This is a genomic window from Melissospora conviva (genome assembly GCF_049523535.1).
GTDB lineage: Bacteria > Actinomycetota > Actinomycetes > Mycobacteriales > Micromonosporaceae > Melissospora > Melissospora conviva.
This window is the reverse complement of record NZ_JBLLDT010000008.1, coordinates 182,674-205,618: the sequence shown is the minus strand read 5'-3', so window position 1 is coordinate 205,618 and position 22,945 is coordinate 182,674. Positions and strand designations below refer to the sequence as shown.

At 72.6% G+C, this 22,945-nt stretch carries 19 protein-coding genes; 11 read left to right on the top strand and 8 right to left on the bottom strand.

Translation table 11 applies throughout. The features are described 5' to 3' along the window. Window positions 1–13: 13 nt before the first annotated feature. The 3 genes from ACK8GG_RS18430 to ACK8GG_RS18420 form a co-directional block, all read right to left on the bottom strand. Complete coding sequence (locus ACK8GG_RS18430) at window positions 14–1,102, bottom strand: sugar ABC transporter substrate-binding protein (protein WP_440349754.1); 1,089 nt, start codon at window positions 1,100–1,102, stop codon at window positions 14–16. Between the two features lie 281 nt (window positions 1,103–1,383). Continuing rightward, window positions 1,384–1,863: a Cys-tRNA(Pro) deacylase gene (gene ybaK, locus ACK8GG_RS18425; protein ID WP_440356869.1), complete on the bottom strand. Its 480-nt coding sequence runs from the start codon at window positions 1,861–1,863 to the stop codon at window positions 1,384–1,386. Between the two features lie 12 nt (window positions 1,864–1,875). Further along, a complete protein-coding gene (locus ACK8GG_RS18420; RefSeq protein ID WP_440356868.1) occupies window positions 1,876–3,063 on the bottom strand; it encodes a THUMP-like domain-containing protein in 1,188 nt (395 codons plus the stop codon). A 315-nt stretch (window positions 3,064–3,378) separates the two neighbouring features. Here ACK8GG_RS18420 and groES point away from each other — a divergent pair, with 315 nt between their 5' ends. Beyond that, window positions 3,379–3,687, top strand: coding sequence for a co-chaperone GroES (groES, locus tag ACK8GG_RS18415; RefSeq protein ID WP_502216348.1), 309 nt, complete (start codon window positions 3,379–3,381; stop codon window positions 3,685–3,687). A gap of 69 nt (window positions 3,688–3,756) precedes the next feature. Further along, window positions 3,757–5,400: a chaperonin GroEL gene (gene groL, locus ACK8GG_RS18410; protein ID WP_440349751.1), complete on the top strand. Its 1,644-nt coding sequence runs from the start codon at window positions 3,757–3,759 to the stop codon at window positions 5,398–5,400. Between the two features lie 216 nt (window positions 5,401–5,616). Here groL and ACK8GG_RS18405 read toward each other — a convergent pair whose 3' ends face one another. Next, window positions 5,617–6,000, bottom strand: coding sequence for a WhiB family transcriptional regulator (locus ACK8GG_RS18405; protein ID WP_440356867.1), 384 nt, complete (start codon window positions 5,998–6,000; stop codon window positions 5,617–5,619). Between the two features lie 297 nt (window positions 6,001–6,297). On the opposite strand from ACK8GG_RS18405, the gene ACK8GG_RS18400 reads away from it, so the two are divergent. Beyond that, entirely contained in the window at window positions 6,298–7,272 is a 975-nt protein-coding gene (locus tag ACK8GG_RS18400; RefSeq protein WP_440356866.1) for a response regulator transcription factor, read from the top strand. A gap of 71 nt (window positions 7,273–7,343) precedes the next feature. Here ACK8GG_RS18400 and ACK8GG_RS18395 read toward each other — a convergent pair whose 3' ends face one another. After that, the gene (locus ACK8GG_RS18395) at window positions 7,344–7,748 is read right to left on the bottom strand and encodes a DUF5319 domain-containing protein (RefSeq protein WP_440349748.1); all 405 of its coding nucleotides are present in this window, start codon (window positions 7,746–7,748) and stop codon (window positions 7,344–7,346) included. 262 nt (window positions 7,749–8,010) lie between these two features. Between ACK8GG_RS18395 and guaB the strand changes: the two genes are divergently transcribed. The 8 genes from guaB (at window position 8,011) to ACK8GG_RS18355 (ending at window position 19,112) form a co-directional block, all read left to right on the top strand. Further along, complete coding sequence (guaB, locus tag ACK8GG_RS18390) at window positions 8,011–9,501, top strand: IMP dehydrogenase (RefSeq protein WP_440353332.1); 1,491 nt, start codon at window positions 8,011–8,013, stop codon at window positions 9,499–9,501. A 29-nt stretch (window positions 9,502–9,530) separates the two neighbouring features. After that, on the top strand, window positions 9,531–10,649 hold the full coding sequence (locus ACK8GG_RS18385) for a GuaB3 family IMP dehydrogenase-related protein (protein ID WP_440352546.1): 1,119 nt from the start codon (window positions 9,531–9,533) through the stop codon (window positions 10,647–10,649). A 186-nt stretch (window positions 10,650–10,835) separates the two neighbouring features. Then, entirely contained in the window at window positions 10,836–12,272 is a 1,437-nt protein-coding gene (locus ACK8GG_RS18380) for a M1 family metallopeptidase (protein WP_440356865.1), read from the top strand. A gap of 90 nt (window positions 12,273–12,362) precedes the next feature. Beyond that, on the top strand, window positions 12,363–14,066 hold the full coding sequence (locus tag ACK8GG_RS18375; protein ID WP_440349745.1) for an FAD-dependent oxidoreductase: 1,704 nt from the start codon (window positions 12,363–12,365) through the stop codon (window positions 14,064–14,066). 100 nt (window positions 14,067–14,166) lie between these two features. Further along, window positions 14,167–15,720 (top strand): glutamine-hydrolyzing GMP synthase, encoded by a 1,554-nt coding sequence (gene guaA, locus ACK8GG_RS18370; RefSeq protein ID WP_440349744.1) that lies wholly within the window; start codon window positions 14,167–14,169, stop codon window positions 15,718–15,720. 112 nt (window positions 15,721–15,832) lie between these two features. Beyond that, window positions 15,833–16,780, top strand: a complete 948-nt coding sequence (locus tag ACK8GG_RS18365; RefSeq protein ID WP_440356864.1) for an NUDIX domain-containing protein — start codon at window positions 15,833–15,835, stop codon at window positions 16,778–16,780. Between the two features lie 165 nt (window positions 16,781–16,945). Further along, the gene (locus ACK8GG_RS18360) at window positions 16,946–17,839 is read left to right on the top strand and encodes an NUDIX hydrolase (RefSeq protein WP_440356863.1); all 894 of its coding nucleotides are present in this window, start codon (window positions 16,946–16,948) and stop codon (window positions 17,837–17,839) included. 349 nt (window positions 17,840–18,188) lie between these two features. Next, complete coding sequence (locus ACK8GG_RS18355; protein WP_440356890.1) at window positions 18,189–19,112, top strand: CDP-alcohol phosphatidyltransferase family protein; 924 nt, start codon at window positions 18,189–18,191, stop codon at window positions 19,110–19,112. Window positions 19,113–19,198: 86 nt separating this feature from the next. On the opposite strand, the gene ACK8GG_RS18350 is transcribed toward ACK8GG_RS18355, so the two are convergent. The 3 genes from ACK8GG_RS18350 to ACK8GG_RS18340 form a co-directional block, all read right to left on the bottom strand. Further along, complete coding sequence (locus ACK8GG_RS18350; protein ID WP_440356862.1) at window positions 19,199–20,446, bottom strand: phosphatidylserine decarboxylase; 1,248 nt, start codon at window positions 20,444–20,446, stop codon at window positions 19,199–19,201. 201 nt (window positions 20,447–20,647) lie between these two features. Continuing rightward, complete coding sequence (locus tag ACK8GG_RS18345) at window positions 20,648–20,902, bottom strand: Asp23/Gls24 family envelope stress response protein (RefSeq protein WP_440356861.1); 255 nt, start codon at window positions 20,900–20,902, stop codon at window positions 20,648–20,650. After that, entirely contained in the window at window positions 20,899–22,785 is a 1,887-nt protein-coding gene (locus tag ACK8GG_RS18340) for a PspC domain-containing protein (RefSeq protein ID WP_440356860.1), read from the bottom strand. The genes ACK8GG_RS18345 and ACK8GG_RS18340 overlap by 4 nt, the downstream gene beginning before the upstream one ends. Window positions 22,786–22,945 lie beyond the last annotated feature (160 nt).

Genomic DNA, 22,945 nt, shown 5'->3' with positions numbered 1-22,945 from the left:
CGGCGGAACCGGGTCAGCTGATGCCGGCCTCGCTGCAGAGCGCGGTGAAGGCCTCGGTGCAGAGCTGCTCCTTGCTGACGAAGCCGTCGGCGACGACGTCCTTGACGTTCTCCTTGTGGATCGGCTGCGGCTCGAGGAGCACCGCCTGCACGTCCCGGTTGCCCTCCGGGTCGCGTACGGTCTGGCCGGTTTCCTTCTTCTCACCCCGGGCCAGCGCGACGGCCAGGTCGGCGGCGGCGTCGGCTTCCTTCTTGATCGCCTTGTAGACGGTCATGCACTGGTCGCCGGCGAGGATGTTCTGCAGGCCCTGGACGTCGGCGTCCTGTCCGGTGACCGGCACCTCGCCGTTGAGCTTGTTCTTCTTCAGGATCGAGATCGCCGCGTTGCCGAGGCCGTCGTTGGCGGCGAGCACGCCGTCGATCTTGCCGTTGGTCTGGGTGAGCATCTGCTCGAAGACGGTCGCCGCCTCGGCGTTGTCCCAGTCCTTGACCCACTCCTCGGGGCCCTTGACGTATTCCCCGCTGTCGAACTTCGGCTTGAGCACCGAGTCGTATCCGGCGTGGAAGAGGGTGGCGTTGTTGTCGGTCTTGCCGCCGTTGAGGTAGGCCACGACCGGCTTGTCGACACCGGAGTCGCCGAGGCACTTGACGAGCCCCTCGCCCTGCAGCCGGCCGACGTTGGCGTTGTCGAAGCTGACGTAGTACTCGGCGGAGCCGCCGAGAGTGAGGCGGTCGTAGTCGATGGTGGCGATGCCCTGCGACTTGGCCCGGTCCAGGACGGCCTTTCCGGTGCCGGAGTCGAGGTTGACGATCATCAGCACGTCGACCCCGCTGGTGATCATCTGGTCGGCGATGGTCTGGAACCGGCTCTTGTCGTCCTGGGCGTTCTGGATGTCGTAGTCGACGCCGGCGGCCTTGAAGGCCTCCTCGAGGTACTTGCGGTCGGCGTTCTCCCAGCGGCCGGAGGTCTTGCTGTCGGGGAGGATCACGCCGATCTTCGGCCGGTCGGCCGTGTCGCCGGGGCCGCTCTCCTCGCCGCAGGCCGTCAGGCTGCCCGCAGCCAGGAGCCCGACGGCAGCCACTGCCACTATCCCTTTGCGCATGTGCCGCGTCCCTTCAGGTGGTGGAGCGGTGTTTGTTGTGTCCGGCAACGTATTCATCGTTGCCGACGACACGCAAGGGATTCGCCGGGATGAGTTTGTTGACGCCGATAACAATTCGGCAACCCAGTGGAAATCCCCCCGAACTCCCCGCCGTCCGGAGTGGACCAGTGCCTGGGGCAACTTCCCCGAACGGCGCCCGCTCAGGGCTCCGCGGCCGGCCGGGCCCGCGCTGGTCTCTGCCGAAGGTGCGGGGGCGACGCCGGTGGGGAGTGGGGCGTCGGTCAGCGGGCGGCGATCGGGGCGGTCGTCGCCGCGGTGAGCGCGACCAGGTCGGCCGGGGCGAGCTGCACCTGAAGCCCGCGCCGTCCGGCCGAGACGTAGATCGTCGGGAAGTCCAGCGCCGAGGCGTCCAGCACCGTCGGCAGCCGCTTGCGCTGCCCGAGCGGGCTGATGCCGCCGCGGACGTAACCCGTGGCCCGCTCCGCCAGTGCCCGGTCGGCGAGCGCCGCGCGTTTGCCGCCCGCCGCCCCGGCCAGCGCCTTGAGGTCCAGCTCGCCGTCGACCGGCACCACCGCGACCGTCAGCGCGCCGTCCACCTCGGTCACCAGCGATTTGAAGACCCGGGCCGCCGGTACGCCGAGCGCCTGCGCCACCGTCGCCCCGTAGCCCGGGGCGTCGGGGGGAACGTCGTACGGGTGCACGCTGTGGCGGACCCCGCGCCGGGTCAGCAGCGCTGTCGCCGGAGTGCCCTTGCCCGCCACGATCGGAAGGTATCAGCCGGCGGTGACCGGGGTGCCGACAACGACAGTCGGGGCCCCGGCGACCCGGGTCAGCACGAGGCTCGCCGGTTCGCTGCCGGCCAGGCGCAGGTCCCGGCGCAGTCGCTCGGGGTCCAGGGCCGAGCCCCGCTTGAGGATCTCCACGCGCCCGACCCGGCGCTCACGCAGCAACGTACGCAGCCGCTTCAGCGAGAAGGGCAGCACATCGGTGATCTCGATGCAGCGCGCGTACGGGGTGGGCGTGGCGGCGTCGGCGTAGACGTAGGCGATGTCGGGGTCGGCGAGGTTGCCGTCGACGGTCGCGGCGAACTCGGCGACCAGGTGGGAGCGGACCACCGCGGGATCCGGGTCGTAGAGGAAGCGGCCCACCGCCCCGACCGGGGCCGCGACGGTGCCCGAGCCGGTGAGCTGGTGGACCGCCCCGCCGCGATCGATCACCGTGGCGCGGTGGGTCGCCTGGGCCAGATCGCCGCACCAGAGGGCCGCCTCCACGAGGTCGCCGTCGACGCTGACCCACTCGGCTTCGGCGCCGGCCGGGACCAGGGCGTGGTCGATGCCGGGTGCGACCTTGACCACTGTACGGCCGACCCGCCCGGCCAGGCCGACAACGAAATCCCAGGGCGGCGAGTAGGCCGCCGGGTCGAAGATGCGCCGGCCTCCCGAGCGGCGGGCGGGGTCGCAGAAGACCGCGTCCACGCCGGTCAGGTCGACGGTCGTGGCGTCGGCGCAATCGACCGTGAGCAGCTCGCCGAGCCCCAGCGCGGCGGCGTTGGCGGCGGCCATCGCCGCGGTGAGCGGGTCGGCGTCGACGGCGCGCACCCGGATTCCGGCGCGGGCGGCGGCGAGCGCGTCGGCGCCGATACCGCAGCCGAGGTCGGCGAGGGCCCGTACGCCCGCGGCGTGCAGCCGTGCCGCGCGCCGCTGCGCCACGACCTGCCGGGTCGCCTGCTCCAGACCTGCCCGGGTGAAGAACATCCGTGCCGCGGCCGGCCCGAACTTCCCGGTCGCCCGGCGGCGCAGCTCGGCCTGGGTCAGCGCGGCCGCCGCCAGCTCCGGTGGGGTGCCGCCGGCGCGCAGCGCGGCGGCGGCGGTGAGCGGGTCGCCGCCGGCCAGCCCGGTCGCCGCCGCCAGGGCCGTACGGCCGGCCGGGGTGTGCAGGGCGGCGAGCTGGTCGAGATCCACGCGCCCATTGTCGTCGCAGCCCCGCGCCGCTTTCGCGCGCGGTTCCCGGGTCCGGCCCCGGCGGCGGCCCTCGGGGCGCAAAAGAGGACACGAGGGACATCGTTGTTGGCACTCTCCTTGACGGAGTGCCAGCCTCCGCCTAATCTGCGATTAGCACTCTCGCCCTGAGGGTGCCAGCTTCCGGGCTTCGGCCCGGGGGCGAAACGCCCGGCGGACCGGCACCCGCGACGACGGACCCGCCAGGTGGCATGTGGCAGATTCGCCGACCGACCCCGTCGGCCGGTACAGAAACCAGTACCCCAGGAGGGTATGCCCGTGACTACCGCGACCAAGGTTGCGATCAAGCCGCTCGAGGACCGGATCCTGGTCCAGGCGAACGAGGCTGAGACCACCACTGCGTCGGGCATCGTGATTCCCGACACCGCCAAGGAGAAGCCGCAGGAGGGCACTGTCCTCGCTGTCGGCCCCGGCCGCATCGACGACAACGGCAACCGGATTCCGGTCGACGTCAAGGTCGGTGACACCGTCATCTACTCCAAGTACGGCGGCACCGAGGTCAAGTACGCCGGCGAGGAGTACCTGGTGCTCTCCGCCCGCGACGTCCTCGCGGTCATCGAGAAGTAATCAACTGATCAACGATGCTGCCCCGGTCCGGTTCGCCGGGCCGGGGCAGCGCCGCCTGGAGGGACATTCATGGCGAAGATCCTGAGCTTCTCGGATGACGCCCGGCACCTGCTGGAGCACGGCGTCAACGCGCTCGCCGACACGGTCAAGGTGACCCTCGGCCCGCGCGGACGCAACGTCGTCCTCGACAAGAAGTTCGGCGCACCCACGATCACCAACGATGGCGTGACCATCGCCAAGGAGATCGAACTCACCAACCCGTACGAGAACCTCGGCGCGCAGCTGGTCAAGGAGGTGGCGACCAAGACCAACGACGTCGCCGGCGACGGGACCACCACCGCGACCGTGCTGGCCCAGGCGATGGTCCGTGAAGGACTGCGCAACATCGCCGCGGGCACCAACCCGATCGGCGTCAAGCGGGGCATCGACGCCGCGGCCGCCAAGATCTCCGAGGCGCTGCTCGCCAAGGCCTCCGAGGTCAGCTCCAAGGAGTCGATCGCGCACGTGGCGACGATCTCCGCGCAGGACGCCACCATCGGCGAGCTGATCGCCGAGGCGATGGAGAAGGTCGGCCGTGACGGCGTCATCACCGTCGAGGAGGGCTCCACCCTGGAGACCGCGCTCGAGGTGACCGAGGGCCTGCAGTTCGACAAGGGCTACCTGTCGCCGAACTTCGTCACCGACCTCGAAGAGCAGATCGCCGTCCTCGAGGACGCCTACATCCTCATCACCACGCAGAAGATCAGCGCCATCGAGGAGCTGCTCCCGCTGCTGGAGAAGGTCGTCGAGAGCGGCAAGCCGCTGCTCATCGTCGCCGAGGACGTGGAGGGCCAGGCGCTCTCCACCCTGGTCGTCAACGCCCTGCGCAAGACCGTCAAGGTCTGCGCGGTCAAGGCGCCCGGTTTCGGTGACCGCCGCAAGGCGATGCTGCAGGACATGGCGATCATGACCGGCGGCGAGCTCGTCGCACCGGAGCTCGGCTACAAGCTCGACCAGGTCGGCCTGGAGTCGCTCGGCTCCGCCCGCCGCATCGTGGTCGACAAGGAGACGACGACCGTCGTCGACGGCGGCGGCAGCGATGCCGACATCGCCGACCGGGCCACGCAGATCCGCAAGGAGATCGAGGCCTCGGACTCCGACTGGGACCGCGAGAAGCTCTCCGAGCGGCTGGCGAAGCTCTCCGGCGGCATCGCCGTCATCAAGGTCGGTGCCGCCACCGAGGTCGAGATGAAGGAGCGCAAGCACCGCATCGAGGACGCCATCGCGGCGACCAAGGCCGCGGTGGAAGAGGGCACCGTCCCCGGCGGCGGCGCCGCACTGGCGCAGATCGCCCCGGTGCTCGACGACGGCCTCGGCTTCAGCGGCGACGAGAAGGTCGGTGTCTCCATCGTCCGCAAGTCGCTGGTCGAGCCGCTGCGCTGGATCGCGCAGAACGCCGGGCACGACGGCTACGTGGTGGTCGCCAAGGTGACCGCCGGCGAGTGGGGCACCGGTCTCAACGCCGCCACCGACGAGTACGTCGACCTGGCCAAGGCCGGCATCCTCGACCCGGTGAAGGTGACGCGCAACGCGGTCGTCAACGCCGCGTCGATCACCGGCCTGCTGCTCACCACCGAGAGCCTCGTGGTGGAGAAGCCGGCCGAGGCGGAGCCCGCCGAGGCGGGCCACGGCCACGGCCACGGGCACGGACACCAGCACGGCCCGGGCTTCTGAGTCAGGGCGGTAACGGGTTCCACCCACACCACGATCCGCGTGCCGGCGTTCATCGCCGGCACGCGGATCGTTCTGTACGGGCCCGCGCATGGTCTCTGACCATCGACGGCCGCCCACCCGCTGTGGCTGCGTCCGGGGTGTCGCCGCTGCGCGCGCAGACAGCGTGGCCCCGGAGGATCCCGGGGCCACGCTGGAGAGTTCGGGGTGCTGTGGAGCTCAGGCCACGTTGCGCTGCGAGGGCACCGTGGACTTGTGTGCCCGGCCGAGGCGTGCCTCCAGGCGGGCGATGTCGACCCGGCTCTGCCGGCGGTCGGCGCAGTCCTCCCAGCCCATGGCGAGCAGGCGCAGGCGCTCGGATTCGCTGAAGCCGCCCCAGACGCCGTACGGCTCACGGACGGAGAGGGCGTGGGCGGCGCACTCGGCGCGGACCGGGCAAGTCCCGCAGACCGTCTTGGCGCCGGCCTCACGGCGGTAACGGGACGAGCCGCGCTCGCCGTCGGGGTGGAAGAACTGGGCGCTGTCGCGACCCCGGCAGGCGCCCAGACGCTGCCACTCCCACAGATCGACAATGGGTCCGGGCAGTCTGCGTACGTTCGACATGAGCACCCCTCCTCCCGCGCGGCTCCGCACCTGACTCGTAACTCACCGACCGGCTCGTGCGGCGGGCCGCGCTGGCACACGCAACCGGTCTGGGTTTGCCGGTACCCAGGGCCGTCGTTTCTCACACGTCTTTGATCCAAAACCACTGAAACTTTGATCGAGAAGTGCGATGCGGCATGTCTTTTGCCCGAACTTGTCCCGAAAAGTTACCTCCATCATCGGAAAACTCATCGTGATCACCTGTGGCCGTGGTCTGCTCGCTACGGAGAGGAGAAGACCACTGTGCGTACCGTCCTGGTGTGTGTTCGGACTCCGCTCGCAGCGCAGCGCATCTCTGCAGTCGCCACCCGGCTCGGACTGGCGTCGGCGCTGCGGACAGCGGCGTCCGCCCCCGAGGTGATGCTGCGGCTGGGTGAGCGCCCGGCCGACGTCGTGCTCGCCGACACCGCCCTGACCAGGCCGGACCCGGCGGGCTTCACCCGGCGCGTGCTCGCCCGTTCACCCGAGGCCGCGGTCGTCCTCTTCGGAACCGAGGAGTCCGCCGCGATCGCCGCCGCGATGGCCGCCGGCGCCCGTGGGCTGATCGCCGGCGACGGCGACCTGCTCAGCGCGGTGGCGAAGCTGGTGCTGCTGATCAACGCACCGGGGCGCAACGTCGCCGCGGGCGACGCGGTCGCCCTGGTGGAGAACGGATCGGTCAACGGCGCCCGGCGCGCCTCCGGAATGACCGGCTCCGCTCCCGCCGCCACCCGTACGGGCACCGTCGCCGGCGGACCCGCGGTCGACAGCGACGGCGGACCAACCGTGGTGCCGGTGCAGCGCGGCGACGACGTGGCCGACGGTGAGAACGACCCGGCCGGCGCGACGGATCAGCCGCAGCCGCGCCAGGGCGCTCCGGCCGCTGGTGCCAACGGGCCGGCGGGACGCGACGGACAGCCGGCGCCGGGCAGACCGGCGGGGCCCAACGGTGCGGCCGGATCGAGGGGTGCGGCGGGGCCCGACGCACGCCGGTCGGGAGCGAGCGGGCCGGGGCCCGGTGAGCCGGCCGCAGGCGACGGCGCGGGGCGCGGCGCCCGTGTCACCCTCACCGAGCGGGAGATGCAGGTCCTCGTCGGCATGGCCGACGGCAAGAGCAACGCGGAGATCGGCCGGGAGCTCTTCGTCTCCGAGGACACCGTCAAGACCCACGCCCGGCGGCTGTTCCGCAAGCTCGGCGCCCGGGACCGGGCACACGCGGTCGCGGCGGGCTTCCGGGCCGGACTGGTCGCCTGAGCCCTGCGGTCCGCCAGGTCTCGTCACAGGCATCCGGCAGATCGGGCCCCGGGCGCCGGGCCCGGTGCGGCTCAGCCCTCCTCGGCGTCCAGCTCCGAGTCGTCACCCAGCGAGTCCTCGACCCCGTCGGCGTAGCCGCGGGCGTACTCCCAGGTCACGTACCGGTCCGGGTCCGGGTCGTACGCCGGCTCGTGGACCCGCGGCCGCCCTTCGGTCAGCAGGTGGCGCAGGTTGCCGCGCAGCAGGTCCCAGGCGAAGTAGTGCGCCTGGCGGCAGTCCTCGCAGTCCATCACCAGCCCGCGGATGCCACGCGGAGCCAGCAGCGCCTGATAGATCTCCAGGTCGGCGAGATCCTCGAGCAGCTCCTGGCGCTCCTCCTCGCCCAGCGGCTCCAGCAGCTCGTCGTCCGGGTCGTGCAGACCGGCGGCCGGGTCGGCGGGGTCACCGTTGAACGGGTCGATGGGCTCCTCGTGCACCCCTCCACCGTAGTGGTAGTCCTCCCCGCGCCGGTCACCTGCCGCCTCGGCGCTCCGACGGCGCGCCCTACCGGCAGTCGGCGGAGGCCGCCGCCCGGGTGAGTACGATGAAGTATCGCCGTCGCCCTGGTGCCGCTTTACGTGCGCGCGCGCCGTGCTGATGCCCGTCGACCAGCTCAGGGGAGTCATCGTGGAGAAGTCACCGACCGCCGCTTCGCAGACCGGTGCGGAACACGAGGATCTGGCGGGTTACATGCCGGAGATGCCCTCGGGGTCGGCGCGGGTGATCCCGCTCGGGCTGACCTTCGACGACGTGCTGCTGCAGCCCGCCGAGTCGGACATCGCCCCCAGCGACATCGACACCCGGACCCGGCTGACCCGGGAGATCGACATCGCCCTGCCGGTGCTCTCCAGCGCAATGGACACCGTGACCGAGGCCCGGATGGCGATCGCCATGGCGCGTCAGGGCGGCATCGGCGTGCTGCACCGCAACCTCTCGATCGAGGACCAGGCGCACCAGGTCGACCTGGTCAAGCGCTCCGAGTCCGGCATGATCACCAACCCGGTCACCTGCTCGCCCGACGACACCGTCCGCGAGGTGGACGTGATCTGCGGCAAGTTCCGCATCTCGGGCCTGCCGGTCACCGACGCCGCGGGCACCCTGGTGGGCATCATCACCAACCGGGACATGCGCTTCGTCACCGACCCGGACACTCTCGTGCGGGACGTGATGACCCGGATCCCGCTGGTGACCGCGCCGGTCGGGGTGAGCAAGCCCGACGCGCTGGAGCTGCTGCGCCGGCACAAGGTCGAGAAGCTGCCGCTGGTGGACGCCGACGGCCGGCTGCGGGGCCTGATCACGGTCAAGGACTTCACCAAGAGCGAGCAGTTCCCGCTCGCCACCAAGGACGACTCCGGGCGGCTGCGGGTCGCCGCCGCCATCGGCTTCGGCGACGAGGCGTACAAGCGGGCCCGGACCCTGATCGACGCCGGCGTCGACGTGATCGTCTGCGACGTCGCCCACGGCCACAGCCGGGCCATCGTCGAGATGATCGGCCGGCTCAAGCGGGAGACCGACGTCCAGGTCATCGGCGGCAACTCGGCGACGTACGCCGGCGCGCGGGCGCTCGCCGAGGCCGGCGCCGACGCGGTCAAGGTGGGCGTCGGGCCCGGTTCGATCTGCACCACCCGGGTCGTCGCCGGGGTGGGCGTACCGCAGATCACCGCGATCATGGAGGCGGCCCGGGCCTGTCGGCCGCTCGGGGTTCCGGTGATCGGTGACGGCGGCATGCAGTACTCCGGGGACATCGCCAAGGCGCTGGTCGCCGGCGCCGACACGGTGATGCTCGGCAGCCTGCTCGCCGGCTGCGAGGAGAGCCCCGGTGAGCTGATCTTCATCAACGGCAAGCAGTACAAGACGTACCGGGGCATGGGTTCGCTCGGCGCGATGCAGACCCGCGGCGCGAACCGGTCGTACTCCAAGGACCGCTACTTCCAGGGCGACGTCAGCTCCGACGACAAGCTCATCCCGGAGGGCATCGAGGGGCAGGTCCCCTACCGCGGCTCGCTCGCCCAGGTCGTCCACCAGCTCGTCGGCGGCCTGCGGCAGGGCATGTTCTACAGCGGCGCGGCCACCATCTCCGAGCTGCACGAGCGCGGTCAGCTCATCCGGATCACCGCGGCCGGGCTCAAGGAGAGCCACCCGCACGACGTGCAGATGACCGTCGAGGCGCCCAACTACCACACCCGCTGAGTACCACCCCTTCTAACCTGGAGTGACCCATGCGTGACGTGGTCGAGATCGGGCTGGGCAAGACCGCACAGCGCGGCTACCACCTGGACGACATCGCGATCGTGCCCAGCCGCCGCACCCGGGACGTGGACGACGTCTCCACCACCTGGCAGCTCGACGCGTACCAGTTCGACATCCCCTGCGTGGCGCACCCCTCCGACGCGACCATGAGCCCGGCCACGGCCGTCCGGCTCGGGCAGCTCGGCGGGCTCGGCGTGCTCAACGTCGAAGGGCTCTGGACCCGGTACGAGGACCCGTCCAAGGTCCTGCATGAGCTCGCCGCCCTCGACGAGGACGCGGCGGCCACCCAGCGGCTGCAGGAGATCTACGCCGAGCCGATCCGCCCCGAGCTGATCGCCGAGCGGGTCCGCGAGCTGCGGGCCGGTGGCGGCACGGTGGCGGTGCGGGTCTCCCCGCAGCACACCCTGGCGCTGGCGCCGGTGATCCTCGACGCGGGCGTGGACATCCTGGTCATCCAGGGCACCATCGTCTCGGCCGAGCACGTCTCGACCACCGACGAGCCGCTGAACCTCAAGGAGTTCATCGCCGACCTCGACCTGCCGGTGATCGTCGGCGGCTGCACCGACTACAAGACGGCGCTGCACCTGATGCGCACCGGCGCCGCCGGGGTGATCGTCGGCATCGGCGGCGACGACTGGTCCACCACCGAGTCGGTGCTCGGCATCCGGGTGCCGATGGCCTCGGCGATCGCCGACGCCGCCGCCGCGCGGCGCGACTACCTCGACGAGACCGGCGGCCGGTACGTGCACCTGATCGCCGACGGTGACCTGCAGACCTCCGGCGACATCGCCAAGGCGCTGGGCTGCGGAGCGGACGCGGTGATGCTCGGCGAGCCGCTCTCGCTCTGCGAGGAGGCGCCGGCCGGCGGCGCGTGGTGGCACCCCGCCGCGAGCCACCCGGCGTTGCCGCGCGGCGCCTTCGGCGTGGCCCAGGAGTCGCTCGGCTCGATGGAGCGGCTGCTGCACGGTCCGGCGCACGAGCCCGACGGGCAGCTCAACCTCTTCGGCGGGCTGCGCCGGGCGATGGCCAAGTGCGGCTACCGCGACCTCAAGGAGTTTCAGAAGGTCGGCCTGGTCCTGGACCGCTGACCACGCCCCATCGCGATGCCGCTGCCCGGTGGCCACTCGCAGCGGGGCACGTGGTGATCCCGGCTCTTCGGCGGTGGTGACGCGGCGACGCGTCACCACCGCGCACGGTCCCCGCGCAGGTGCCGCGATGCCCTAGGGTCGGTCCCCGTCCCGGGGAATCCGGGTTGGCGGACGTGGGAGGCCGAGTTGACCAGTACGCAGCCCCGGGCGCGCGCAGCAGTCGCGCTGCTGCTCGCCGTCGCCCTGGCCGTGGCCGGCTGTGGTCCGCGGCCGACGCCCGCGCCCTCGGTGAGCGCGACCGGTTTCCAGCCCGGCGGCGCCGGTATCGGCGACGCCTACTTCCCGACGTACGGCAACGGCGGCTACGACGTCCTCCACTACGACCTCAAGGTCAAGTACGACCCGGCCACCGACCGGCTCGACGGGCGGGCCGCCCTGCGTGCCACCGCGACCGCCGACCTCTCCGCGTTCAATCTCGACCTCGCCGGGCTGGACGTCCGCTCGGTGATCGTCAGCGGTGCCAAGGCCGATTTCCGGCGGGAGGGCGCCGAACTGGTCGTCCCGGTGCCGCCGGGGCTCGCCCGCGGCACCGAGTTCACCGTCGACGTCGCCTACGACGGCATTCCGGCGCCGCTGCGCAACGAGACCCTCGGCGAGGGCGGTTTCCTGCACACCGCCGACGGGGCGATCGCCCTGGGCCAGCCGGAGTCGGCCAGCACCTGGTTCCCGGTCAACGACCACCCCCGGGACAAGGCGACCTACGCGTACGAGATCACGGTCCCGGACGGGCTCGTGGCGCTCTCCAACGGCGTGCCGCAGGGCACGACCACGGTCAACGGCTGGACCACCTGGAAGTGGGCCGAGCGCACGCCGATGGCGAGCTACCTGAGCACGCTGGTGATCGGCGAGTACGAGGTGACCCGCGCCGAGCACCGGGGCCGGCCGGTGGTGACCGCGGTGCCGCGGGAACTGGTCGGCACCGACGCCGACCGGGCGATGGCGAGCACCACGGAGGTCGCCGATTTCCTGGAGACGGTCTTCGGGCCATACCCGGTCGAGTCCTACGGCGGCATCGTGATCACCGACCCGCGCATCGGGTACGCGCTGGAGACGCAGAGCCGCCCGGTCTACTCGGCGGGTTTCTTCGCCGGTGGTGACACCTCGGTGGTGGCGCACGAGATCGCCCACCAGTGGTTCGGCAACAGTGTGGCGCTGGCCCGCTGGCAGGACATCTGGCTCAACGAGGGGCTGGCGACGTACGCGGAGTGGCTCTGGACCGAGGAGTCGGGCGGACGGACGGCCGCGGCTACCTTCGCCGACCAGTACGCCCGCTCCCCGGCGGAGATCTGGCGGACGCCCCCGGGGGATCCGGGGGCTGCGGATCTGTTCAGCGGTTCGGTCTACCAGCGCGGTGGGATGACGGTGCACGCGCTGCGGGTGACCATCGGCGACGAGGCGTTCTTCCGCACCCTCAGGACCTGGCTGGCGGAGAAGCGCGACGGCAACGCCACCACCGAGGAGTTCGTGGCGACGGCCGAGCGGGTCTCGGGTGTCGCGCTCGACGATCTCTTCGACACCTGGTTGTACGGCACGGCTAAGCCGGATCTGCCGCAACCGCGTTAGCCGGGCGTTATTTCCGGATTGTCGAAAGATCTTCGATATCCGGAAATCTGGTGGTAGCGCATCGGCTACCCGTCGGTAATGATGCCGGGTATGCATTACGACCTCGTGGTCATCGGGTCCGGCTTCGGCGGGAGCGTGGCGGCCCTGCGCGCGGCGGAGAAGGGCTACTCCGTCGGCGTGCTGGAGGCCGGCCGCCGCTTCGCCGACGACGAGTTCCCCGAGACGTCCTGGCGGGTGCGCCGCTTCCTCTGGGCGCCCAAGCTGGGCTGCTACGGGATCCAGCGCATCGACCTGCTGCGTTCGGCCCACCGCAAGTCCGGCGCGGGTGTGCTGGTGCTCTCCGGCGCCGGGGTCGGCGGCGGCTCGCTGGTCTACGCCAACACCCTCTACGAGCCGTTGCCGCCCTTCTACGCCGATTCGCAGTGGCGCGACATCACCGACTGGCGTGCCGAGCTCGCGCCCCACTACGACCAGGCCAAGCGGATGCTGGGGGTGTCGACCTACGGCACCGAGACCAAGGCCGACCTGGCGATCAAGCGGGTCGCCGACAAGATGGGCGTCGGGGCCAGCTACCACTCCACCCCGGTCGGGGTGCACATCGGCAGCGGCCCGGGCGAGCGCTGCGCCGACCCGTACTTCGGCGGGGCCGGCCCGGAGCGCACGGGCTGCACCCACTGCGGCGCCTGCATGACCGGCTGCCGGGTCGGCGCCAAGAACACCCTGGTCAAGAACTACCTCTGGCTCGCCGAGCGGCTCGGCGCCCAGGTGCACGCGCTCACCACCGTGACCAGCGTCCGCCCCTCGCCCACCGGCAGCGGGTACGAGATCGTCACCGAGCGGACCGGGGCGTGGGTGCGCAAGCGGCGCCAGGTCTTCCATGCCGACCAGGTGGTCTTCGCCGCCGGCGCGCTCGGCACGCAGCGGCTGCTGCACCGGCTGCGGGACGAGGGGAAGCTGCCCCGGCTCTCGGAGCGGCTCGGGCAGCTCACCCGGACCAACTCGGAGGCGATCCTCGGCGCGGCGGTGCCGCGCGGCGCGGCCCGCGTCCGTGGTCTCGACTACACCGACGGGGTGGCGATCACCAGCTCCTTCCACCCCGACCCGCAGACCCACATCGAGCCGGTCCGGTACGGCAAGGGCTCCAACGTCATGGGGCTGCTCCAGTCCACCCTCATCGACGGCGGCCCCCGGCGGGTCCGGCGCTGGCTGCGGTCGCTGGTCACCCAGCCGGTCACGGTGGCGAAGCTGCTCTGGCTGCGCGGCTGGTCGGAGCGGACGATCATCATGCTGGTGATGCAGTCGGCGGACAACTCGATCGTCACCCACCTGCGTAAGGGGATCTTCGGCCGCGGGCTGCGCACCACGCAGGGGCACGGCGCGCCCAACCCGACCTGGATCCCGGCCGGGAACGAAGCTGCCCGGCTGCTCGCCGATGAGATCGGCGGGATCGCCGGGGGCGCGCTGACCGAGCCGTTCAACGTTCCGGTCACCGCGCACATCCTCGGCGGCGCCGCGATCGGGGCCACCCCGGCCGACGGCGTGATCGACGGGTACCAGCGGGTCTACGGGCACGAAGGGCTGCACGTGCTCGACGGCGCGGCGGTCAGCGCGAACCTCGGGGTGAATCCGTCGCTGACGATCACCGCGCAGGCCGAGCGGGCGATGTCGTTCTGGCCCAACAAGGGCGAGCAGGACCCGCGGCCGCCGCTGGGGTCGGCGTACCGGCGCATCGAGCGGGTGCGGCCGAAGAACCCGGCCGTGCCTCAGCACGCCCCGGCGGCGCTGCGGCCCTAGCCGTGCCGGCGGCGCGGCGGTATCAGTGACGCCTGCGGCGCTGCGGCGTGGTCACGCCCCGGCGGCGCCGCGGCCGTGGCGCTGAGTAGGCTTGTTTCACATGAGCACGCCTCGCCCGGTCCTCGTGGTGGACTTCGGAGCCCAGTACGCCCAACTCATCGCGCGGCGGGTCCGTGAGGCGCGCGTCTATTCGGAGATCGTGCCGCACACGATGCCGGTCGCCGAGATGCTGGCGAAAGACCCGGCGGCGATCATCCTCTCCGGCGGACCCGCCAGCGTCTACGCCCCCGAGGCGCCCCAGGTCGACAACGCCCTCTTCGACGTGGACGTGCCGGTCTTCGGCATCTGCTACGGCTTCCAGGCGATGGCCCGGGCTCTCGGCGGCACGGTGAGCCGCACCGGCAACCGCGAGTACGGCGGCACGCCGTTGCGCCCCCGCGCCGAGGCCGGGGTGCTGCTGCGGGACCTGCCGGCCGAGCTGCCGGTCTGGATGAGCCACGGCGACTGCGTCACCGAGGCCCCGGCGGGCTTCACGGTGACCGCCGAGTCGGCCGGCGCTCCGGTGGCCGCCTTCGAGGACCTGGGCCGGCGCCGCGCCGGGGTGCAGTTCCACCCGGAGGTCGGGCACACCGAGCACGGCCAGGAGATGCTCACCCGCTTCCTCTACGACATCGCCGGCATCGCGCCGAGCTGGACGTCGGAGAACATCATCGAGGAGCAGGTCGCCGAGATCCGGTCCCGGGTCGGCGACAAGGAGGTCATCTGCGGCCTCAGCGGCGGCGTCGACTCCGCGGTCGCGGCCGCGCTGGTGCACAAGGCCATCGGCGACCAGCTGACCTGCGTCTTCGTCGACCACGGTCTGCTGCGCGCCGGTGAGGCCGAGCAGGTCGAGAAGGACTACGTGGCCGCCACCGGCATCAAGCTCAAGGTGGTCGACGCCCAGGACCGGTTCCTCGGCGCGCTGGCCGGTGTCACCGACCCCGAGCAGAAGCGCAAGATCATCGGCCGGGAGTTCATCCGGGTCTTCGAGGCCGCTGCCCGCGAGGTCGCCGCGCACGGGGACGTCGAGTTCCTGGTGCAGGGCACCCTCTACCCGGACGTGGTGGAGTCCGGCGGTGGCACCGGCACCGCGAACATCAAGTCCCACCACAACGTCGGCGGCCTCCCCGACGACCTGCAGTTCAAGCTCCTGGAGCCGCTGCGCACGCTCTTCAAGGACGAGGTACGCGCCCTCGGCGCCCAGCTGGGCCTGCCGGACGAGATGGTCTGGCGGCACCCCTTCCCGGGTCCCGGCCTGGCGATCCGGATCATCGGCGCGGTGGACCGGGAGCGGCTCGACCTGCTGCGGCAGGCCGACCTGATCGCCCGGGAGGAGTTGACCGCGGCGGGGCTCGACCGTGACGTCTGGCAGTTCCCCGTGGTGCTCCTGGCCGACGTGCGCAGCGTCGGCGTGCAGGGCGACGGCCGCACGTACGGGCACCCGGTGGTGCTGCGGCCGGTCTCCAGCGAGGACGCCATGACCGCCGACTGGTCCCGCCTCCCGTACGACCTGCTCGCCCGCATCTCGACCCGGATCACCAACGAGGTGGCCGAGGTCAACCGGGTCGTCCTGGACATCACCAGCAAGCCGCCGGGCACCATCGAGTGGGAGTGACCGCCGCGGTGGGCTGTGACCACTAGCGGATCTTGCGACCCGACGACAGGTGACTGTCAGGAATCCGACTCTCGCTCAGCGTGAGGCGGGCACGGGGCGAGAATTCACATCCGTGACCACCTTGCTGGAGCCGCTCCGCAGGATTGCGGCATACGCCGTCTGTCTCGACTCGGCGCAACGGGTTCTGCTCGTTCGCGCCTCTGACCGGTCCGGGACACCCGGTGCCTGGTCGCTGCCCGGTGGGGCGGTCGACCACGGTGAGGATCCCCAGCACACAGTGGTCCGGGAGACCGCCGCCGAGACCGGTCTGTCGGTGAGCGTCTCCGGTCTCGCCGACGTCCTGGCCGACCTGCGGGCGCTGCCCGACCGGGGCATCACCCTGCACACCGACCGGCTCCTCTACACCGTCAGTGTCCGGGGCGGCAGCCTGCTGCACCGGGTCGGCCAGCCCACCGACCTGGCCCGGTGGGTCACCCTCGACGAAGCGTGCCTGCTGCCGCTGCGGGCCTTCACCGCCCGGGCGCTCGGGCTGCCCGCCGGCACCGGCGACCTCCTGCCGGACGAGACTCCCGACTTCCCCTCGTTCTACGCCGTTCCCGGCCCGGACGGCCTGCACCGGGCCCAGCGCTTCGCCGCCTACGCGGTCGCCACCGACCCGGCGCGGCGCATCCTGCTCACCCGGGTCGCCGACGGCTACCCCGGAGCGGGCTGCTGGCATCTGCCCGGCGGGGGCACCGACTACGGCGAGCAGCCCGGCACGGCCCTCATCCGGGAGCTGGCCGAGGAGACCGGCCAGCACGGCCGGCTCGTCGAGCTGCTCGGGGTGGCGAGCCACCGCGACGCGGCCTCACTGGGCCCGGAGGGCTACCCGATCGACTGGCACGGCGTACGCGCCTTCTACCGGGTCGAGGTCGAGGCGCCGGCGCCGCCGCAGGTCCACGACGTCGGCGGCTCCACCAGCGAGGCCCGCTGGTTCGCCCTCGACGAGCTGCGGGAACTGTCCCGGGACCGGCTCACCGAGGTGACCGTCGAAGCCGTCCGGGTCGCCCGGCTCGGCTGAACCCGCGCGGGTACCCCTGCTCGCGGCATCCGCCCGGGGCACCCCTGCCCGCGGCATCGGGCCGGGGCATCCTGCCCGAGGCTGTCCGTCCATCACCGGCGTCGGCGACGGGGTATCACCGCTAGCCTCGTGGTCGCAGGACGGTGGCGATCGGGGGGAGCGGGGATGCAGCGACGGCGGATCGGCGCGTACGGGCTGTGCCGGGACGGCGAGCGGGTGCTGCTGACCCGGATCTCGCCCGCGGGGGCCTTCCCCGGGGTCTGGCGGCTGCCCGGGGGCGCGGTGGGACACGCCGAGCACCCCGACGAGACGGTCGTCCGCGAGCTCGCGGCGCAGACCGGCCTGTCCGGTACCACCGCGGGGGTGCGGGCCGTGGTGGCCGACGTGGTCGCACTGGCCGGGTGTGCCGTGCACACCGACCGCCTCGTCTACGACGTCCGGGTGCAGGTCCAGGCGGCGAGTCCCGGGCCGGGCGGCATGATCGACCGGGTGCGGTGGCTACTGCCGGCGGAGCTGGCGGGGCTGCCGCTGATGTCCTTCACCGCCGAGGTGCTCGGGGTGCCGACGACACCGCTGCCGGCCGGCCGGGCGGATCAGCCGCCCCTGCCGCCCCAGGTGCCGGACCGGGGTCAGCGCTTCGGCGCGTACGCGGTGGCCACCGACCCGGCCGGCCGGGTGCTGCTGACCCGGATCGCATCGGGCTATCCCGGGGCGGGGCGCTGGCATCTGCCCGGCGGCGGGACCGATCACGGCGAACAACCGGTGACCGGTCTGCTGCGCGAGCTGGTCGAGGAGACCGGGCAGTTGGGGCGGGTGGGGGAGCTGATCGCCGTCAACGACTCGCACAATCCCCGGGCGATGGGGCCGGAGGGACGCCCCATCGACTGGCATGTCGTACGCGCGATCTACCGGGTCGCCGTCGACACCCCGACGGCGGCGACGGTGACCGAGGCGGCCGGCGGATCCACCGCGGAGGCGGCGTGGTTCCCGATCGATGGGACGGCCGATCTCGCCTTGACGCAGGTAGCGGCCGAGGCGTTGCGCCGGATCGGCACATAGGCGACGCTCACCGCGCCCCGACTGTGCAGCTCCGGTAGGATTAAGGGGTTGGGCTCGCGTAGTTTGCGAGCTTCCGGGGGAACTGGGAATAAACCGCCGATTCGAGTAGTTGACCCGAATAGTTCCACTGACAGCTATCGCCAAGCCCCTGCGGACTGTGCAATGGTGTACACCGCAAAACGGGTTGCCGGGCCGCACGCGGGTCCGGCACGAGAGAGCCGGACGGCGGCCGCGCAATTTCGCGCGGGCCACCCGGTCCGGTGATGGAGGAAACGTGCCGAGAGCCCTCTGGCGCCGGCGTCGTACCACTGACAGTCCGCGTCCCGCAGGTCGTCGATGGACGGGCGGGCTGCGGCGCAGCAGCACCTTCGCACGCCAGGTCCTGCTCGTCCGGGTGGGACGACGTGACAACCCGTCGCACGGTCTCGCCGACCGCGGCTACCCCGAACCCCACCGTTCCCACCCGTACCTGCGGGAGATCGGCGCCCACCAGGACCTCGCCTCGGTGATGCCGATCAGCCCCGCGGTGGGTCCGTCGACACCGGTTGACGACGCACCGTCGATGTCGATCCCGCTCCTGCCCGGCGAGCGCACCCCGGCCCGCCGGATCAAGTTCGCCATCGTGCAGTCCTGCACCCTCTCCAGCCTGATGCTCGGCATGCTGGCGATCTTCCTGGCGATGCGGGGCGACACCCGTACCGCTGCCATCGCCCTCATCGCCTGCGTCGTCTTCGACGGCCTGGACGGCGCGCTCGCGCGCAAGTTCGGTGTCGCCAGCCCGTTCGGCGCCCAGATGGACTCGCTGGCCGACATGTGCTCCTTCGGCCTGGCCGCCCCCGTCGTGGTGTACGCCTCGCTGGCCGGGTCGGTCTCCACTCCCGCCGCGGCGATCGCCTGCGCGCTCGTCGCCGCCTGTGCCGCGATCCGGCTCGCCCGGTTCAACGTCTCGCCCAAGGACGGGCGGTTCTTCTGCGGCGTGCCCACCACCATGGCTGCCGCCGTGCTCGCCCTGGTGGTGATCATCGGCCTGCCGGTGCCCGGCACGGTTCAGGTCGCCGGTGTGGCGCTGCTCGCCTTCACCATGGTCTCCAGCTTCCCGTACGCCAAGCTGGCCCGGCTGGTGAAGCTGCCACCGTGGCTCTGGCTGCTGCCGGTGGTCGGCGCGCTGCTCGACGCCCGGCTCACCTTCGCGCTGCTGGTGCTGACCTACCTGGTCAGCGGCCCGGCGCTCTGGCTCGTCGCGCGGCGCGCCCCCCGCATCGTCATCGACTGAGGCGGCGCGACACCCCGGCAACAACGAACGTAACGACGAAGCAGGGCGGCCCACCCGGGCCGCCCTGCTTCGTTCTCGTCCGTCGATCAGAGCCAGCGGGCGATGACCGACGATCCGCCGATGACCCGGTCGCCGGGCGCCACCAGCGGCTCCGCGGCGTCGGCGGGCAGGTAGACGTCGGTACGCGAACCGAACCGGATCAGGCCGAAGCGCTCACCGCGGGCGAGCAGCGCGCCGATCGGCGCCCGCTGCACGATCCGCCGGGCGATCAGCCCGGTCCGCTGCGCCACCACCACCGTGCCGTGCTCGGTCTCCAGCACCGTGTACGCCGCCACGTTGTGCTCCGCGTCGGGCTTCATCGCGGCGGCGAAACCGCCGTCGGTGACGAAGTAGTCGATCACCTTGCCGGGCACCGGCGCCCGGTTGACGTGCACGTCGAGCACCGACAGGAAGACCGCGATCCGCAGGAAGCGCCCGTCGCCGAAGCGGTCGTCGTGCAGCCGCTCGACGGAGAGCACCCGGCCGTCGGAGGCGGCCACCACGGCGTTCGAGTCCTCGGGAACGTCGCGCTGCGGGTCGCGGAAGAAGGCTGCCACCGGCGCGGCGGCGAGGGCCGGCAGGAGCCAGAGCTTCGACTTCGGCCGGGCCACGCGGGCCGCCGCGGCGAGGCCGAGGGCGATGCCGGCCGCGGCCACCCCGTTGGAGTCGATGTGCATCGACCGGGTCAGCGGCACGCTGGAGGGGCGGTACGCCGGGCCGAGACGGCCGGCCGCAGCCGCCGTGGCGGGGGTGGAGCGCAGCCGGTGCACGCGTACCGGCGGCTGGTTGCGCACGACCAGGTCGACGCCGACGCCGTAGAGCGCCTGCTGCCGGTCAAGTTCCGCCGCCGCCCCGCTGTCACCGAGCGCCGGCACGGCGACGCTGAGCACCGCGCCGTCGGCCAGGTACTTCGACCAGCCCTCCAGGGTCGCCCGGACCTCCTCGGCGCTGCCGGTCATCGGCTCGCCGGCGATCACGACGACCGCCGGGTCCGCCTCGGCGAGAGAGTCGACCACGCGGACCCGGTCGCTGACCCACTGCCCCTGGGCGGCGACGACGTTGCGCAGCGCCTCGGTGTCGGCGGCAGTGGCGGGGACCACGGTCAGGTTGTCACCGGGCAGCAGCGCGTCGATCGCCGCGGCGAGCACGGTGGAGTCGGCGGTGGCGCCGACGAGCAGCGCCGCTTTCGGGTCGTGGTGCCGGGCGAGTTCCGCGGTGAGCGTCCGGGCGGCGCGCTCGCCGAGTCGGGGCGGGGCGGTGATGCCCGGGATGCGCACGGCGGGGGACTGGGTCATGACGGGAGAACTCCTAGCGGGTCGAAACGGGGACCGCGCGGCGAGCCGCCGCGAAGACGACGGGCGACGCGCCCCGGCCGGTGGAGGCGGCAGACCTCCACCGGCCAGCATAGGCGGCACCGGCGACCGCCCGCACCGTTCGCCACCGCGATGATCAACTGCCCGTGGCGCCGGTGCCGGACGTCCGCGCGGTCAGCGCGGTCAGCGCGGCCGGCCGCCGCCGAACCCGTCCGGGGGCCCGGCCGGCGGCTGATCCGCGCCGGCGCCGCGCCGCCGCGGCGCGGTCAGCGCCCCGATCACACCGAGCAGGCCGACGACGACCAGCGCGCCTGCCCCGAGCCAGGCCATCGAGGGCAGGGAGAACTCCAGCAGCCGGGCGGCGAACCACCAGCCGGCCAGCGCCAGGAAGATCAGCGCGAAGATCAGCGAGACCATGTCGGTGCGATGCGGCTTCACCGGGTCACCTCCACATTGCCGACGTTGAGACGTACGTCCAGTCGCAGGGTCCCGCCGCCGGGGCCGTCGGGACCGAGGTCGGTGCGCTCCTGCCGGGCTGTGCCGACCCCGCTGTGCTGGTCTCCGAAGAGCAGCGACTCGCCCACGTCGACCGCGGCGACAGCGGTGACGTCGACCTCCGGCGGCAGGTACACCCGGACGCTGCCTACGCCGCCGACGACGGCGATCTCCGTCTCCTGGCCGGTGAAGTCGACCCCGCGCAGGTCGAGCACGGCGTCGCCGGCGCTGCTCTCGTAGCGGCTCGCCACCTCCGCGTAATCGGCAGGGGTCCAGGTGACGTCGCGTCGGCCGTCGGTGAACGGGCCCCAGGCCTCGGTCGTGCCGGCGACGCCGAGGGCGGCGGCGGCCGCCAGTCCCAGGGCGATCAGCCAGCGGGCGCGGCCGAACCATGTGCCGACCAGCAGACCCAGCCCGATGGTTGCCAACACCGCCGCGAAGTAACCCGAAGGGCCCACGTCAACCGTGCCGGTCAGCTCCAGCACCGCCACCACGCCGAGCACCACGAAGATCATCCAGAAGGTCGCCGCGCCGAGCGGGGAGGAGGGCCTCGGCTGCCGGGGCGGCGGCAACGGCGGCAACGGCGGTGGCGCTGCGCCGGGCTCGTACGGCCCGTGCGGGGCGAAGGCCGGCCGGTAGCCGGAGTGCGGCGGCAGGCCGAAGCCGGGGGAGAGCCCGGGGCCGGCCTGTTCGCCGGTCGGGGCCCCCGGGACGGCGCCGGGCACATCCGACGGCGTCGCGCCGGAATCCGTGCCGGGGAGCACGGCGGTGATCTCGTCGCGGTCGCGCCACCGGCCCGATTCCGGTAGGGCGGGGAAGGCGAGCGTCGTCGGCCCGGCCCCGATCTCGGGCAGCCGTCCGGCTGCCGGCAGCTGCCTGGTCTCGGCGGCGCCGGGCAGTTCCCGGGCCGTGCCGGTGTCGTCGGCGGCGATCCCGTGCTCCGCCGGCTGCCCACTCTCCGTGGTCGTCTCCGCCGTCGCCCTCTCCGGCCACGGCGAGGTGGCTGCGGTGCCGGTCGGCTGTGCCGAGGCCCCGTCGGTGACCGGCTCCGTGGTCGTCACGGCGCCCGGCTGCCCGGTGGAGCCGGGCGACGGCTGCCCGCCCGGCTGTTGCGGCGAGGCTCCGTACGGCTGCTGCCACGGCCCGTACGGCTGTGGCGGTGGCGTTCCGTACGGCTGGTGCGGTGTGGCCCCGTACGGCGGCTGTGGCGGTCCGTACGGCGGCTGTGGCGGCGGCGGTCCACCCGGCCCGCCGGGCCCGGGGTTCGGCCCTTGCCAGGGCCGGCCGTTGCCGCCCTGGCCCGCGGCGCCGCTGCGGTTGAACAGCAGGGCGCCGGCGACCAGGATCGCGGCGCCGAGCAGCATCGCGCGGAACGAGTCGTGGACGATGAAGCCGAAACCGATCACGGTGATCGCGCCGAAGCCGACGACGGTGAGCGGCGACATGCTGGAGGTGCCCCGCCCGAACATCGCCTCCACCGGCGCGGCGGTGTCCCCCTCGGCGGGGGTGGCGAGCAGCACCACCAGGTACACCAGCAGACCGAGGCCGCCGAAGAGGGTCAGCACCCCGAGCAGCACCCGCCAGACGACCGGGTCGGTCCCGGTGGCACGGCCGATCGCGGCGCAGACCCCGCCCAGGTAACGACCGTCGAGCGGGCGGACCAGACCGTAGCGGGCGGCGAAGGCGGCGCTGCCGGGCGGCGGGGTCCCGTTGCCCGGGGCGCCGGGTGCCCCGGGCGGCGGACCTGCGGCATGCGGACCTTCGGCGTGCGGACCCGGGGGGGAGCCCGGGCCGCCGGTGGCGGTGTGGGCGGATTCGTCGGTCATGACTCGATCCTGCACCGCCGCCGCCACCAGCACCTCCGGCGTCGACCCTGACCCGACCCTGAGATCCGGCACGGGCGTTGATCGGGGAAGTCCCTGTGGCTGCGTACCCGCCCGACGTGTGACGATTTCCCCGCAGTCATCACACGCCAGGTCACGGCGC

What these genes read in the sequence shown, in the direction of transcription:
- ACK8GG_RS18430 (WP_440349754.1), bottom strand. Translation starts at nt 1,102, where the DNA reads ATGCGCAAAGGGATAGTGGCAGTGGCTGCCGTCGGGCTCCTGGCTGCG.
- groL (WP_440349751.1), top strand. Translation starts at nt 3,757, where the DNA reads ATGGCGAAGATCCTGAGCTTCTCGGATGACGCCCGGCACCTGCTGGAG.
- ACK8GG_RS18405 (WP_440356867.1), bottom strand. Translation starts at nt 6,000, where the DNA reads ATGTCGAACGTACGCAGACTGCCCGGACCCATTGTCGATCTGTGGGAG.
- guaB (WP_440353332.1), top strand. Translation starts at nt 8,011, where the DNA reads ATGCCCTCGGGGTCGGCGCGGGTGATCCCGCTCGGGCTGACCTTCGAC.
- ACK8GG_RS18385 (WP_440352546.1), top strand. Translation starts at nt 9,531, where the DNA reads ATGCGTGACGTGGTCGAGATCGGGCTGGGCAAGACCGCACAGCGCGGC.
- ACK8GG_RS18375 (WP_440349745.1), top strand. Translation starts at nt 12,363, where the DNA reads ATGCATTACGACCTCGTGGTCATCGGGTCCGGCTTCGGCGGGAGCGTG.
- guaA (WP_440349744.1), top strand. Translation starts at nt 14,167, where the DNA reads ATGAGCACGCCTCGCCCGGTCCTCGTGGTGGACTTCGGAGCCCAGTAC.
- ACK8GG_RS18360 (WP_440356863.1), top strand. Translation starts at nt 16,946, where the DNA reads ATGCAGCGACGGCGGATCGGCGCGTACGGGCTGTGCCGGGACGGCGAG.
- ACK8GG_RS18350 (WP_440356862.1), bottom strand. Translation starts at nt 20,446, where the DNA reads ATGACCCAGTCCCCCGCCGTGCGCATCCCGGGCATCACCGCCCCGCCC.
- ACK8GG_RS18340 (WP_440356860.1), bottom strand. Translation starts at nt 22,785, where the DNA reads ATGACCGACGAATCCGCCCACACCGCCACCGGCGGCCCGGGCTCCCCC.